The 15,987-nt window shown below is 45.5% G+C and carries 9 protein-coding genes; 5 read left to right on the top strand and 4 right to left on the bottom strand.

The annotated features are described in order from the left end of the window. The first annotated feature begins 298 nt into the window (after positions 1-298). The 5 genes from BDD26_RS12280 (at position 299) to dhbA (ending at position 7,136) form a co-directional block, all read left to right on the top strand. Positions 299-2,485, top strand: a complete 2,187-nt coding sequence (locus BDD26_RS12280) for a TonB-dependent siderophore receptor (RefSeq protein WP_051502377.1) — start codon at positions 299-301, stop codon at positions 2,483-2,485. A gap of 184 nt (positions 2,486-2,669) precedes the next feature. Beyond that, on the top strand, positions 2,670-3,860 hold the full coding sequence (locus tag BDD26_RS12275; protein WP_038264805.1) for an isochorismate synthase: 1,191 nt from the start codon (positions 2,670-2,672) through the stop codon (positions 3,858-3,860). Then, positions 3,857-5,479: a (2,3-dihydroxybenzoyl)adenylate synthase gene (locus tag BDD26_RS12270; RefSeq protein ID WP_115826678.1), complete on the top strand. Its 1,623-nt coding sequence runs from the start codon at positions 3,857-3,859 to the stop codon at positions 5,477-5,479. The genes BDD26_RS12275 and BDD26_RS12270 overlap by 4 nt, the downstream gene beginning before the upstream one ends. A 23-nt stretch (positions 5,480-5,502) precedes the next feature. Next, a complete protein-coding gene (locus BDD26_RS12265) occupies positions 5,503-6,381 on the top strand; it encodes an isochorismatase family protein (protein ID WP_115826677.1) in 879 nt (292 codons plus the stop codon). Further along, positions 6,378-7,136, top strand: coding sequence for a 2,3-dihydro-2,3-dihydroxybenzoate dehydrogenase (gene dhbA, locus BDD26_RS12260; protein WP_115826676.1), 759 nt, complete (start codon positions 6,378-6,380; stop codon positions 7,134-7,136). Before BDD26_RS12265 ends, dhbA begins: the two co-directional genes overlap by 4 nt. Before the next feature lie 231 nt (positions 7,137-7,367). Here the strand turns inward: dhbA and BDD26_RS12255 are convergent, their stop codons facing one another. Genes BDD26_RS12255 through BDD26_RS12240 form a run of 4 tightly spaced genes read right to left on the bottom strand, consistent with a single transcriptional unit; the run spans position 7,368 to position 15,966 of the window. After that, on the bottom strand, positions 7,368-8,465 hold the full coding sequence (locus tag BDD26_RS12255; RefSeq protein WP_038264817.1) for an ABC transporter permease: 1,098 nt from the start codon (positions 8,463-8,465) through the stop codon (positions 7,368-7,370). After that, the gene (locus tag BDD26_RS12250) at positions 8,458-9,405 is read right to left on the bottom strand and encodes an ABC transporter ATP-binding protein (protein ID WP_038264820.1); all 948 of its coding nucleotides are present in this window, start codon (positions 9,403-9,405) and stop codon (positions 8,458-8,460) included. The genes BDD26_RS12255 and BDD26_RS12250 overlap by 8 nt, the downstream gene beginning before the upstream one ends. Before the next feature lie 10 nt (positions 9,406-9,415). Then, positions 9,416-11,002, bottom strand: coding sequence for a condensation domain-containing protein (locus BDD26_RS12245; protein WP_115826675.1), 1,587 nt, complete (start codon positions 11,000-11,002; stop codon positions 9,416-9,418). Continuing rightward, a complete protein-coding gene (locus BDD26_RS12240; protein ID WP_244922726.1) occupies positions 10,999-15,966 on the bottom strand; it encodes a type I polyketide synthase in 4,968 nt (1,655 codons plus the stop codon). Before BDD26_RS12240 ends, BDD26_RS12245 begins: the two co-directional genes overlap by 4 nt. Between the last annotated feature and the right edge of the window lie 21 nt (positions 15,967-15,987).

The raw sequence follows: 15,987 nt of genomic DNA, 5'->3' as shown, positions 1-15,987 counted from the left end.
CTTAACAAACATCCGCTCATCAATGACATATCCATTTGATACACCACATCAGCAACGGACACAGAAAATAAAAACGATTATCATTATCCAATGATATTGATAATGATTTTTGTTTGCAACATCATCAAATTTATTTTATTAATCTTACCCACTGGCTAACAGAATTAATGGAGAATTATCAGGAGTAACGTGGCAGGAGGCCTTCACTATTCAGCTTAGCCATAATGGTGTCGCCTTAATTATCAATTTGATTTTTAAAAATTTATTTTAAAAGTATCTATATTGAGAGATGAAATCCATGGTACTACCTATCAAGAATGAAACATTGAAAACCGTAAAAAAAACAATTAAAAACTATAACTATAATAAATTATTCTTATCACTTACTTCTGTCTTACTGTTATCTCCCTATGCCTCAGCCAATAATGGGACTGCCAATAACAGTGAAGATACCTTAATCGTCACAGGCAGGATGAAAGGGTATTCTGAAAAAAACTTTGTAGAATCAGATAGTACCGCAGGCACCAAAAGCCTCACTCCGCTAATCAAAACTCCCCAGTCAATCAGCGTCATCAATCGCGCACAAATGGAAGCACAAGGCGCAACAAGCGTTGCCGACGCCCTGAATTATTCAAGTGGCGTTGTGACTAACTACCGCGGCTCTTCAAATCGTAACGACGAAGTGATTACCCGTGGTTTTCGTTACGCGCCTAAATTCCTTGATGGGTTGAGTTATAGTAATCAGCTCGATCCTTGGTTATTGGAACGTGTGGAGTTAGTACATGGACCGGCATCTGTGCTATATGGTCAGGTCAGCCCTGGTGGCTTGATTAATATGACCAGCAAAAGGCCAACTGACCAGCCTGTCCACAAGGTACAGATGAAAGGGGGTAATCGAAGCCTTGGTGAATTGGCTTTTGATTTTGGTGGTGATTTTGGGGATGACATTCCCGTTCTTTATCGTTTAAATGGTGTACTCAGCACCCAAAAGCAGTTCGTTAAAGACTATAAAAAAGAGCGGATTGCCATCGCTCCTGCGCTGACATGGATCCCCAACAATAATACGACGTTTACATTATTGACCAGTTATCAGTACGATCCCAAAGCGGGATTCCGTAATTTCTACCCTAAAAAGGGCACCGTAACATCTGTTCCCAATGTAGGCTATATTCCCTACAAGATGAATCTCAGTGATCCTTCTTTTAATCAGGCCAGAAGGGAACAATCCTCTATCGGTTACATCCTTGAACATGACATTAATGATGTCTTCTCTTTTCAGCAAAACCTGCGTTATTCAAGAGCAAATGAGCGCTTTAAGCTTTTCGTTTATACATCGGATGTAAAAGGCCTACCAACCAGTATCCAGCGCCGCCCACAGAGGGAATATAGCAAAACGCAGTCATTTAATATGGATAATCAGCTTAAAGCACAATTCTCAACCAGTAACATTGATCATAACGTTATCAGCGGAATCGATTACAAATGGGCGGATAGTCATAACAAAAGATGGCTTAAAAATGGAAGTCAATACAGCTTTGACTGGTCAAATCCAACCTGGGGTATTCCCGTCAATGAAAATGAGTTACCTCTTTCTTTAAATGATAAAAAGAAACTTTACCAGTTAGGTGCTTACGTACAAGATCAACTCAGCTGGGAAAACTGGAATTTAGTTCTGTCCGGGCGTTATGACTGGACTGAAACCAGGCAACAAAACATTCTCAAAGGCAGCTTAACAACACAGAAAGACCGAGCTTTTACAGGACGTGCCGGTTTATTGTATGCCTTTGATAACGGCATTTCGCCTTATATCAGTTACAGCACTTCCTTTGAACCTAACCTGGCGCAAGGAGCACCTGGCACAGCAGCATTCAAACCCACAACAGGTGAACAAACTGAAATCGGTATTAAATTCCAACCAAAAGATCACGATACCCTGTTAACACTTTCCCTGTTCGATATCACCCAAAAAAACGTAACCACCCGTAACCCAGTCACCCGCTTTAGCGAGCAAATTGGCAAAATTGGTTCAAAAGGAGCAGAAGCCGAAATTCATTCCCAAATCACACCAGAAATTAACCTAACAGCGAGCTATACCTACACAGATACTAAAACTAAAGACGATAGCAATACCTCACGTATTAGCAAAAGAGTCCCTTCAGTGCCTGAACATGCAGCATCTGCCTGGGGGAGTTATAGCTTCACGCAAACTACACTGAAAGGATTTACCCTGGGAACAGGTGTACGCTATATCGGATCTACTTCCGGTGATTATGAAGAAACATTCCACGTCAAGCCCTATGCCCTCTATGACTTGATGGCGAAATACGATCTTGGCGAAGCCTCCCCGCAATTAAAAGGTGCCAGTGTACAACTGAATGTGAATAACCTGACCAATAAACGTTATGTCGCTTCGTGCTCGAATGTAGAAGCTTGCTTCTATGGCAGCGGGCGCAGCATCGTTGCCACAGTGGAATATAACTGGTAAAGCAAAACTCAGTTACCTCAGTGGCATAAGGCACAAGCTTTTTGCCACTGTGAGTTGTGTTTATCAACGTTAATACATATTAAATGACTTTTATGTCCCAAGCGTAACGAAACATAAAACAAAACTGAATAATAATTGTTCTATTTTCAACCAATCTTTTATTAAATAGTAACAGGGAAATATCGTGCTTAAGTTAACGACTGAATATCACACATCCGAATTATTGGATTTTAGTTGTGATGATTTTGTGTTCCTATCTTCAAATAAGAGCCTGCATGCACGAGGACATTTTGCCAAAGTAACCACTCCCGCCAATCATCATGATGATATTGATAATCTATTGAGTGACCATTTATCTCAATTACTCCTTCAAGCGGAACAAGCTGGAATTAAAAATCCTATTGCAGTAGGGGCAATCCCTTTTGATAAACGCCAACCTTCCGCCCTCTACATACCTTATGACTACCGTTGGCTGGAACGGGAAACTGTACATTTTTCCACTCGATCCTCTATGCCATCGTTACAAATACAGCAATGGCATTTATGGCCTGGAAAAGAAGAATTTTGCCAGATGGTCTTTCAAGCTGTTGACGCCATACATCATGGTTTGCTTGATAAGGTCGTCCTTTCGCGTCTACTGGATATTGAATTTGATCGGAAGCCTGACTCTATCCAGCTTTTGACGCAGCTTAATACCCAAAACCCTTATAGCTACAACTTCCATATTCCGCTAGAAAACAGCACGTTAATTGGTGCCAGCCCAGAACTTCTGCTACGTAAACAGGGCAATACCCTTATTTCTCAACCACTGGCAGGTTCATCACGCAGAAGTCACAATACTCTGGAAGACAATGCGTTACGCCAATCACTGCTACATTCAGCTAAAGATCACCATGAACATCAATTAGTGATTGATGCTATCCGAACCGCACTCACTGAACATTGTACGGAATTGATGATCCCTGACTCTCCTTCAATATTCAGTACCCCTTTACTTTGGCACCTCGCGACAGAAATACGCAGCGAATTGCGCAATAAACACACTAACGTCCTCTCTGTTGCCAGCTTACTCCATCCGACTCCGGCACTTTGTGGAACACCAAGAGAACGGGCATACGAACTCATCGCTCAGCTCGAACCCTTCGAGCGTAACTATTTTGGCGGTATGGTCGGTTGGTGTGATGCCAAAGGCAATGGTGAATGGGTTGTTGCCATTCGCTGTGGTGAATTATCCGAAAACCATATCCGACTCTTTGCAGGAGCAGGCATCGTTGCTGACTCACAACCCCATGCTGAATGGCAAGAAACAGGAGTGAAACTTGGCACCATGCTACAAGCTCTAGGATTATCTGACAGTAAGGAACATGTGTTATGAATATTGAGTTTAATCGCTGGCCTGAAACATTATCACAGCGCTATCGTCAGCGCGGCTATTGGCTTGACCTTCCCCTTTGCGACATACTCAGACGTCATGCTGACAACGAAAATATTGCTCTGATTTGCTCGCACCAACAATATACTTATCGCCAACTCAATCAGTTAGTGGATAATCTGGCCGCATCTCTCAAACGCCGTGGTGTTCAGCATGGGCAAACCGCATTGGTACAATTAGGCAATATTGCGGAATTTTATATCACCTTTTTTGCCCTGCTGCGTTTAGGAGTCGTTCCCGTCAATGCGCTGTTCAGCCACCAGCGTAGTGAGCTATTAGCTTATGCCAGGCAAATAAAACCATCACTATTGATCGCAGACCGGAGCCATTTACTATTTTCTGACAATGCATTTATCGACGAACTGCATACACATTACTCTTCATTGACACTCATATTTCTGCGGGGAGATAACGACAGTCTGATAGATTTAACAACATTGATTAATGAAAAAGAAAACAATTTTATCGCTACGCCCACTCCAGCAGATGAAGTGGCTTTTTTCCAACTATCGGGAGGTAGTACCGGTATCCCCAAACTGATCCCCCGAACTCACAATGATTACTACTACAGTATTCGAGCCAGTGTTGATATCTGCCATTTCAATCCTCAAACACACTATTTATGTGCCCTTCCTGCCGCACATAATTATCCAATGAGTTCACCAGGCGCATTAGGGATTTTTTATGCTGGAGGCCAGGTGATTATGGCCAATGATCCCAGTGCATCAAGCTGTTTCCCGTTAATTGAACAACATCGGATTAACGTTGCTGCTTTAGTTCCTCCTGTGGTAAGCCTGTGGCTGGAAGCTATTGCACTGACAGGGGATAAATCACCACTGGAAAGTCTGGAGTTATTGCAAGTAGGTGGTGCCCGCCTGAGTGAATCGCTGGCACAGAGGATCCCTTCAGAATTAGGTTGTCAACTACAACAGGTATTTGGCATGGCCGAAGGGTTAGTTAACTACACACGTTTGGATGATGACGAACAAACCATTTTCACCACTCAAGGTCGCCCGATGAGTGATGATGATGAAGTGTGGATCTCCGACAGCCTAGGCAATCCGCTACCTCACGGTGTTCCCGGTTTGCTGATGACACGTGGGCCTTATACGTTCCGTGGGTACTACCAAAGCCCTCAATATAACAATCAAGTATTTGATGAAAATGGTTTTTACTGTTCGGGTGATTTAGTTATTCAAACAGAGAAAGGTTATCTAAAAGTTGTGGGCAGGGAAAAAGATCAAATTAACCGTGGTGGCGAAAAGATTGCGGCAGAGGAAATAGAGAATTTACTGTTACGTCATCCACTAGTCATCCATGCAGCCTTGATTGCTATCCCTGATTCAATCATGGGAGAAAAGAGTTGCGCCTATGTCGTTACCCGCGAAGAGGTAAAATCAGTCATATTACGTCGCTTTTTACGCGAGCAAGGTATCGCTGATTACAAACTTCCCGACCGCTTTGAAAACGTTCCATCCCTTCCCATGACCCCTGTCGGAAAAATCGATAAACAGAAATTACGTCACATTGCATACAGCACGTTAGTCCATGCTGCACCTTAACGCATCACCGAGGTACATACAAAATGAGTATTCCAACACTGAGTGATTACCTTCTTCCCACTTCTCAAGAGTTACCAACCAATAAAGTGAATTGGCCACTTGATAGCGAGCGTGCCGCACTACTCATCCATGACATGCAAAATTATTTCCTCAATTTCTGGCAAGCTGACAGTCTGCTAGTGAAGCAGGTTATCGATAATATCGTGCACCTAAAAACAATGTGCAAAAAGCAAGGAATACCGGTTTTTTACACCGCCCAACCTAAACATCAGGACGATACAGACCGCGGTTTGCTGAATGATATGTGGGGCGCGGGGATAAATCTGTATCCTGAGCAGCAAAGCATCACTAGCGCACTGACGCCTGAAAGCGATGACACCGTATTAACAAAATGGCGTTACAGTGCCTTTCAGCGTTCAGATTTAGAACAACAATTGAAAAGCATGGGGCGGGATCAATTAATTATCTGCGGTGTTTATGCTCATATTGGTTGCATGATAACGGCTACAGATGCCTTTATGCGTGATATCCAACCTTTTTTTGTCGCCGATGCACTGGCAGATTTCAGCCATGACGAACATATCAGGGCATTACATTATATTGCCGGCCGCTGCGGCCGCGTACTAACAGCAGAAACACTAATCAATGAAATATCTCCGCAACCTGAATGGACTCGCGAACGTCTTCGAGCTGAAATTTTACCTCTGTTGGATGATGACTGTGGTGATATTGATGATCATGAAAACATGCTGGATTATGGTCTCGATTCAGTAAAAATCATGTCACTGGCAGCACACTGGCGCGATGAAAACCATAATGTTGATTTTATCTCACTAATGAAAACCCCAACGTTGGCAAACTGGCTCAGTTTGCTGACTGCTAGCTCAGGAACCAAACTATGAACATAGCTTTTGATTTCAGCAATAAACATGTTTGGGTGACAGGAGCGGGAAGTGGTATTGGTTATCACATTGCCAGCCGATTTAGTCAGGCTGGCGCGAAAGTCATCGGATTCGATCTGGCATTTCCCGATTCAGAACTTCCTTTTACTACTTATAAGTTAGATATCAGTAACCATATCGCCGTAAGTCAGCTTTGCCGTGAATTACTCGCAGCAGAACCTAACCTGGATATACTGATTAATAGTGCTGGCATCCTGCGAACAGGACGAACAGAAAGCCTGAGTTGGGAAGATTGGCAACAATGTTTCAATGTCAATGCTGGTGGCGCTTTTAACCTCTTTCAAGCCGTAATTCCACAATTTCTACGGCAACGCAGCGGAAACATCGTCTCTATCTGCTCTAACGCTGCTCATGTCCCAAGAGTTGAAATGTCAGCTTATTGCGCTTCTAAAGCTGCAATGCGCAGCCTGTGCCAAAGTGTTGGGCTTGAATTGGCTCCCTACGGTGTGCGTTGTAATCTGGTTTCTCCTGGTTCAACGGATACGCCTATGCTACAAAATATCTGGCAAGGCACTACAACCAGGCAAAATATCATTGATGGTTTTCCTGACAAATTTAAGTTAGGTATTCCTTTGAAAAAAATTGCCCTGCCGGAAGAAATTACAGATACGGTTTTTTTTCTTGCCTCAGATCTCGCCAGTCATATTACCTTGCAGGATATTGTTGTTGATGGTGGAGCAACCTTGGGGTGCTAATTAACGGAATAGACGCGGATCATCAGTGGGGCGTGGGGGCTTTCAGGACATAAACAGGGACGTTGATGGCGGGTTATGATTTACAATCGGTTTTCTGTCAATGATAACCGTAGAAACCGCCATGAAAGCAACCACCATCAGCAATACCTTTGGACATCTCACTGACTGTACAAGCGGCTGCCAAAGCAGCCACTTATTTTTAAGTCATACCTACAACCTGATACCATCCAATTAATACCAGCGAAAAATCCGCATTCCTAATATAAAGGCGATAACCCCAATCACAACTAATGCAATTGAAGCGGGCACAACTTGTAATAAATCCCCACCTTCAATAAATACCTTGCGCATATTATCTGCCAGAATGGTTAACGGCAGGTATTCAACGATACTCACCATCCATTGTGGAAAGTGTTTGTAACTGAAAAAGATCCCTGATACCAGAACCTGTACCAGAATCGAAACTTCCAGCAATCCATTCGCCGTCTGAGCTTTGCGGGCACGGGATGCCACCAAAACCGCTACACCGGAGAAACAGATATTTCCCGTGAACAACAAAAGCAAAAAGGCGTAAAACGATCCCTGTATTTCTATGTCGAAGTAAATTTCGGCAAACAGGTAAATAATCAATATTTCAGCGAAGTTGATGATCAGACAGGCCAGAATGTGTGCCATCAGAAATGTGGATTTACGCATCGGTGTGATGCACATCTGGCGTGTTACCCGTGCAATGCGTTTCTCTGCCAGTGCCCAACCGACCGCGATCAGGCAGGTTTCCATAATTGCCATCGCCAGCAATCCCGGCACCAGGAAATCCAGATAACGTAATCCCGGTGTTTCCAGTATGAAGAGGTTTTCGTCTGCCTGTTTTCCCTCCTGTTGATTGAGCAGGTAATAAGTCAACAGTGCATTACTGTCCTGCGGATCAAGGTAGTGAACCCGCTTACCTTCTGCATTCTGTTCAATAAACATCTGGATATCACCACGTTTCAACCCCAGAACCACAGCATCGTGATCAGGATAATATTTAATGCGATATTTGACCTTCACCAATTTATCACGTTTGATTCCATCCTGATTGATAATGCCGGAGATAATGTGCTCATGTGCTGCAAGCTGCTCTCCCCATTGTTTGATCTTCTGCTGTTCCGCAATTTCTGTAGGCAGGACGATACCGATATCCCTTTCCGGGATATCCTGAGATGAGAACGAAACGCCTAACAACCAAACCAGCAACAGCGGAAAACCAAATGACCAGAACAGTATTTCCGGTTCACGGAGATATTGCCGGAATTGGGTTTTCATCAGATTGATCAGTGCACTATTCATGGAATCTTCTCCCTGCCAGAATCATGAACAAATCATCCAATGTTTTTTTCCTGACCATAAATTCATTGATATCTGCATTGACTTTTTTAGCAAACTCAAAAAGATAGGCTACAAAACTGGCGGAATCGTTAATCATCATACGAACCTTGTGTTTTTTCTCATCGTACTCATAACTCAGTACCTGGCCGTGTTGACTCAGTACCTGCAAACGTTCAGGAAATTGGGTGCTCAGTTCAATCAGGTCGCCGTGACAGTGTTTTTTCAACAATTCATCCATGCTGCCCTGTGCAATGATTTCCCCCTTGTTCATGATACAAATGCGGTCACATAAGTATTCAGCCTCTTCCATATAATGGGTTGTCAGCAGCATTGTTGATTGTTTTTCCCGGTTAAGTTTACGCAGAATATCCCAGGTATCATGGCGGAAACGCGGATCAAGCCCGGTCGTAGGCTCATCCAGTATCAGGATTTCCGGCTCATTCATAATGGCAACGCCCAGTGCCAGTCGCTGACGCTGTCCCCCCGATAAACCCTCCACATAGGTTTTGTGTTTTTCCGTCAACTCAACCAACTCCATAACATCTTGTACCCGTTTACGTGAACAGCCATAGAAACTACCGAACAGGGTCAGAACTTCTTCCACTTTGAGTTTATTGATAAACAATGTTTCCTGTAAGACACCACTGAGACGTTGACGCAGGTAATGTGCATCATGTTGCCATGTTTTTCCCAACACACGTACAGAGCCTGAATCCGGTTTTTTCAGGCCTTCCAGTATCTCAACCAGTGTCGTTTTCCCCGCACCATTCGGGCCAAGCAGGCCAATAAACTCCCCACGATACACATCCAGAGAAATACCTTTCAGTGCCTGATAATCTTTGAAGTGTTTCTTGACTTGTTTAAACTCAATCACTTTCTCTTCTTGATTCTGAATACCCATTCTCTGTATCTCATATGGTGATAAATTGGGAAAGGGAGGATAGTTTCGCTTTCAGCAACCCGGTAAAACGGGTGATCCCGTCTTGATTGAAACAGCAGCAATTGATTTGCATGATTGGTTTCCCATCTTCAGAGAGTGTGACGTAAATATTGATGGAGTCATTTTCCCATCGGGTGGATATTGATTGACTGGATAAGGTTTGTTGTTCCCGATGTTCACTTTTCCAATAACCACTCAGGCGCAATCCACCCGGTTTGTTATCAGCTACCGTAGATTTGAATGCATCCTGCAATATATTGATGTTAATCGTTGGTTGCGAAATTTCCACACTGCGTTTGTTTCGACGGATAATGGACTGTGGCGGTCTCGGCTCCATAAACAGAAAATCAGCCAGAAAACTTGGGTAAAGTTGAGCACGCCGGAATATTTTGCTATAGAGCCAGCTACCTGTTCGGATTGCCAGAGAATACAGCCAGGGACTGTTGTGCCAACGCTGCTTAGCCATAATACCAACAGGCAGGCTCCACGGGCATTCCATATGATCATAGGCACACAAAATATTTTCCCGGATCTGTTTCAGCAAGGCGGCTGTTGCCGCCCCCTGTTCTGCTGTTTTAGCTGTGATCTTGTCCATGTTGACAGGCACCGGCATGACACGCAACATGGGTGCCATCAGCGTCTCACTTCCGGGCTGGTCCCGGCCTTCCAGTACCGAATTGAGTGAGAAACGTGACTGCCCTGTCATTTCATGAACAACCTCAGCAATCAATGTCAGAAAGGCCATCTGTAACGTTGCTTTGTGCTGTTTCGCCAGAACGTCCAGTAATGCGTAGCTATCATCGGGAAATGGCAGGTAGCACTCATGATCGATAAAGTTCTCCTGATTGAGGTCACTGGCGGGAAAACGCGCATAGGAATATCCCATCAAATGACGCCGCCAGAAAGCCAGATCCTGCTGTCCCTGACGCTGATAGATCTCCCGCTCATAGCGTACCCATTCATTAATCTGCATCTGATCTGCCATGATCTTAGCTATGCTTAACGGATTTTTCTTGCCCTGACACCCTTGTGCATAAAACCGCCATAGCTGTTGTTCAAACAGGTGCATGGCTCCTCCATCTGCCACAATGTGAGGAAAACATAAAAACAGCAGATGCTTTGATTCCTCCAGCCGGAAAAGCTGCGCCCGTAGATGAGGTGGCGATTTCAGGTCAAATGGTGTCTTCAGGAATTGTCGGACATTTTTGATAATGAACTGCTCCTGCTCATCGGCATCATACCCTGACAGATCCTGTAGGGGTAAGTCGAACTCCCGGACATGACAAGCCCGCTGTATCGGTGCATAGTCCAGAATTTCCGTATGCAGGGAGATATGCGACTGAATCAGGTTATTGATGGCTTGTTCCAGCAAGTTTGTCCGCAAGTCCCCTTCAATCAAAATACTTGCCTGATTGTTGGCGGTATCCCCAAGTGCAGTGGAGACAAACCAGAAACAGAGCTGAGCATACCCCAACGGGAACCAATTTCCCTTCCCTTTATTTTTTCCGGAATGATGCTTAGTCAGATCTGTCTCGCGCTTCTGAGTACGGGCGATCATTTCCTTCCCTCCGGGTTATCTGCCAGATTTTCTGTTTTCTGCCGGCTGCGCAGATTGACCTGTTCAGCTAATTGCTCAATGGTGGAATGTTCATAAATAAAACCCACGGGAAACGTGACTTGCAGCCGTTGTTTAATTTTTGCGATGATCTGCACAGCCATGAGCGAGTGACCATTGAGTTCAAAGAAATCATCAAATACGCCCAATGGGCCAATACCCATTTTTTCCTGCCAGATATCAGCAATAATCTCTTCTGTCTGGTTACGGGGCGGTTGATAATCAACATTCAATACAGGTCGGGGATACAATTTCTGTTCATCTGTTTTCTGGGTAGAAGACTTCTGTATGGAAGCCCCTTCACTTTGCCATGAACTTGTCATCACCACATTTGGATCTTGCCCTGCCGCAGTATTTTCTTCTGATCCTTGGTCAGTATCCGGCAGCGGTAAGCCACGGGTAGAAATGGCATAAACACTGTCACTATGTGCCAATAATGACTCCAGTAATTGGCAACCCTCTTCCGGCAAAATACCGTGTTTAATGCTTTCCTGTTCCTCATCATCCTGATACCACTGGCGCAAGCTATCCACCGCCATTCCAACTTCACACCATGAATCCCAGCCAATGGCAAGGTAACGGGTACGGTTTTTCTTACCTGAGTATTTCCTGCCTGAACAGTGTTGTTGATGACGTGACAAGGCATAAGCATCTTCAAAAGCATTGGCTGCACAATACGCGACTTGTCCCATTGAGCCTACAGTAGATGCCAACGATGAGCACAGAACGAAAAAATCCAACGGTTGACGTTTAAACCAGTTATCCAATACTTGTGTTCCCACCACTTTTGACTGGAAAACCTGAAGCGAGTCTTCGAATCTGCGGTTCTGAATCAATCCGCCGTCCGCAATACCGGCACAGTGGAAAATGCCGTGGATCTGGCCATGCTGGAGAACAACATCTGTCAATGCCTTACCGACTCTGGCCGCATCCGCCAAATCGGCTGCAATGACAGAAACAGAAGCTCCCATCTGTTGTAACTGTTGCAATAAACGAATATGACGTGACCGTTTGTTGTCGGCATCATGATTTTCCAGCCAGTCTGACCACTCATTTTGGGGTGGCAATTCACTGCGACTAATGAAAATTAAATGAGGCTGATAACGGCTCGCCAGATGCATAGCTATCGTGGTGCCAATGCCACCAAATCCCCCAGTGATCAGGTAGTTGCCTCTCTGCCTGAATAATGATGGTGATGCAACCGGCAGTGTGGCGGTTTCAATCAACGGGACATAACGGTGTCTGCCACGGAGTGCTACGATATTGTTTTGTTCGTTCTGTCGCTCTGTATTCTGCTCTGCCGGTTGCCCAAGGATCTCCGCCAGTAATGTTGACATTATCACGTTGGATGGAACAGGGTTGAGTAAAGGCAGTGACCATCGGGTCGCGGGCAGTGCAATGTCAATACTCTTACACTGTACCTGCTCAAACTCTTTTGGGATCACACGACAAGGGCCGATGAGCAACGCTTTGGCCGGATCGTTACAATCATGTTCAGTAATGGCGTGCAGCCGGTTAGAGAGAATGTTTATTTTTAATATATCTGCCAGCAGTCCATTCTTTGTTTCCATTCCATCGGTTGAGAAGTTGTCCGGTGAAACGCTATCCACCGCAAATTGCCGGGCAATATGCAGTAAGGATTCATAATTTGTGAAAGCGGTTTGCAATGCAATGGAGGGCGAACGAGTTATCGACCAGGCATGAATAATGTTATTCACCCGCACTTTCTGCTGCTTAAGCAAATCTGCCAGAGCCTGATAGTCTTCACTGTGCTGCGGATTAATCGTTACCTGACGGGAAGTTGTATCAGCATGGAAATGCTTGCCCTGTATCACCCGCCAGACTTCGCCACCCAATTGTGTTAGTGCAGTCGTTAACCGTTTTCCTATCCCGGCCCGATCCATAAAAATCAGGAAAACCTGACCGTTCAAACCGACATGATCCAGCATTGGTACGGTCATCTGTTTCCAGCGAACCTGATGGCTCCACTGTTCCAGTGGTAATCGTCCATTATCCGGTACAGATTGGCTGGAATGAGGATGATTGCGATATGAATCATCACCAACCAATGTATCCAGACTGTAACGCTGATGCTGGAATACGTATCCGGGCAGAGGGAGGCGATGACGCTTCTGTTGCCGATAAAACGCAGCCCAATCTACAGATATCCCCTGCTGCCACAACTGCCCCAATATATTCAGCAAATGCTGCCGATCCTGAATATCCTGTTTGATCCCACGTGTACTGCTGAGCACTCGTTGATATGCCGATATCCCCGTACTCTGTATTTTTGCCAGCCCGGCCAAAGTGCTGCCCGGCCCGACTTCTAATAAGACCGGTGTTTTTGGCGATGAGGCTTTTTGAGACTGAACTTTTGCAGACACCGTTTGTTGGGACAACAAGCACGCAATACCTTGACTGAATGAGATCGGCTCACGTAACTGACGAACCCAATAATCCGGCGATGTTGCCTGTTCAGCCGTGATCCATGTTCCTGTTACACAAGAGATAAATGGCAACCTGGGTGCTGATAACGATATGCCATCAAATGACTGCCTGAACGGTTCCAGACAACCATCCATCATGGCACTGTGGAAAGCATGGGAAGTATGCAGCGCTTTTACTTCGATGCTATTTTCGGTTTCTTCCGCGAGACGGGCTTCCAGCGCTAATATGGCGTCTGTTTCGCCGGATACGACACAAAGCTCAGGGGCATTATAAGCTGATAGTGTTACACCTTCACTGAGATAGCCCTGTAATGTTTTTGCATCAAGCCCCACCGCCAACATTTTACCGGCAGGCATCTGATTCATTAATCCTGCCCGCCTGACCACAATCTTCAATGCATCCTCTAAGGTAAATACGCCAGCAAGGCAAGCTGCTACATATTCACCTATACTATGACCGATGCAGGCTGTAGGGCGGAGACCCCATTCCATCAGCAACTGGCTCAAAGCATATTCAACAACGAACAGAGCGGGTTGGGTATAGCGAGTTTGATACAGAGCCGATGTTTCATCACGCTTGGTGGAGTCGAAGATCAGCGTACGGATATCTCGTCCCAGTAAGGGAAGCAGGATCACCGCGCATTTATCAACGGTTGTTTTAAATTGCGGCTCCTGCTCATAGTATCCCTTCATCATGCCGGAGTACTGAGCCCCCTGCCCGCTGAACATAAAGACGACTGATGAGGAAACTGTACGTACTGTATTTTCCTGTGCTGTCTGGGATAAATAATTGTCCAGCGCTGTAATGGCGCTTTTGTGATCATGGCATACCAGACTATGTCGGTAATCCATTTCATGACGACCGATATGCAGGGTGTACGCGATATCAGCCAACGGCAGTTGAGGCGATTTTTCCAGCCACTGACGAAATTTCAGCATATTTGCCCGTAATGCTGCCGGAGTTTTGGCTGAGAAACAGAGTAGCTGCTGCGAATGAGCAGGGCCTGATGAGGGAACAGAGGGCGCTTCCTGTAAAATCATGTGGGCATTGGTTCCTCCGATGCCAAAGGCACTGACCCCTGCGCGACGAACGCTCTGACTCTGCCATTCCTCTCCTTCTGTCGGGATATAAAATCTTGAGCCAGTCAGATTAATTTCCGGATTCAAGCGGGTAAAATTGACCGCTGGTGGCAGATAACGATGTGTCAGCATCTGTGCAACCTTCATGACTCCCGTTACACCCGCAGCAGAATCTACATGCCCCAGATTGGCCTTTACCGAAGCAACTGCACAACGTATCCGGCCGGTTAACGGTTCCCCGGCTAATTGTTCCTGAGATAGTTGTTCCTGAGATAGTTGCTCCTGAGATAATCGTTCCTGAATCCTGACAGCCTGCGGATCATAAGCATTAAGCAGAGCTTTCATCTCCATAGGATCACCAAGATAAGTGGCTGTGCCATGGGCTTCTATGTAACTGATACTCTCTGCCGGAACATCTGCCGCCAATAATGCGCGCTGAAGTACCGCAGTCTGGCCTGCCACTGAAGGCGCAGTAAAACCGATCTTCTCTGCCCCATTGTTATTTACCGCAGAACCTTTGATAATCGCATAAATATGATCGCCGCTGTCCAGCGCATCCTGTAACCGTTTAAGCACCAGAACACCGACACCATCCCCCCCCAATGTACCGGACGCTTCAGCATCGAAAGTACGGCAATGCCCGTCATGGGACAGAATGCCACTACCATCAAAGTGATAGCCGCTGTGGGATGGAAAACCGATATGAACACCACCACCTAACGCGATGTCACATTCTCCCGCCAGCAAAGACTGACAGGCATAGTGCAAGGCTACCATTGAACTTGAACAGGCAGAGCCGATAGTAAAACTCGGCCCCCGCAGGTTGAGCTTATAAGACACCCGTGTCGAAAGCAGGTCGTTATTATTACCAAATAACAACATGTCCGACAAAAAGCGCCGCATTACAGTGGGGTAATTCAACAAATAGTGCAGTAAATAGCTGCTGCCGGAACTGCTGGCATATACACCAATTACTCCGGGGAATTTCTCCGGTGTATAGCCGGCATTTTCCAATGCCAGCCATGAAGTTTCCAGAAACAGACGCTGCTGTGGATCAATGGTCTGCGCTTCCCGTGGCGAATAACCAAAAAATTCCGCATCAAAATCTTCCGGATGGTCTAATACTGAAGCATTGCGAATAAAGTCGGCTCGCGAACGAGCCTCCATTGATACTCCTTCTGCATCTAGTTCAGCATCGCTCAGCGGCCTGATGGATTCAACGCCGGCAGCGATATTCTGCCAGAATTGTTCAATATCATTCGTGCCGGCAAATTGCCCGGCCATACCAATAATGGCAATTTCAAAGCCATGCATCGCTTCCATTGATGGTGCCATCTGAGAGTGATCCATCTGAACTTTATTAACATCGGTGTTATTCATAATCCGCTATTCCTCTTATCG

The organism is Xenorhabdus cabanillasii (genome assembly GCF_003386665.1).
Lineage (GTDB): Bacteria > Pseudomonadota > Gammaproteobacteria > Enterobacterales > Enterobacteriaceae > Xenorhabdus > Xenorhabdus cabanillasii.
Note: the sequence above shows the minus strand (reverse complement) of the source record. Positions and strands in the feature narration are given on the sequence as shown.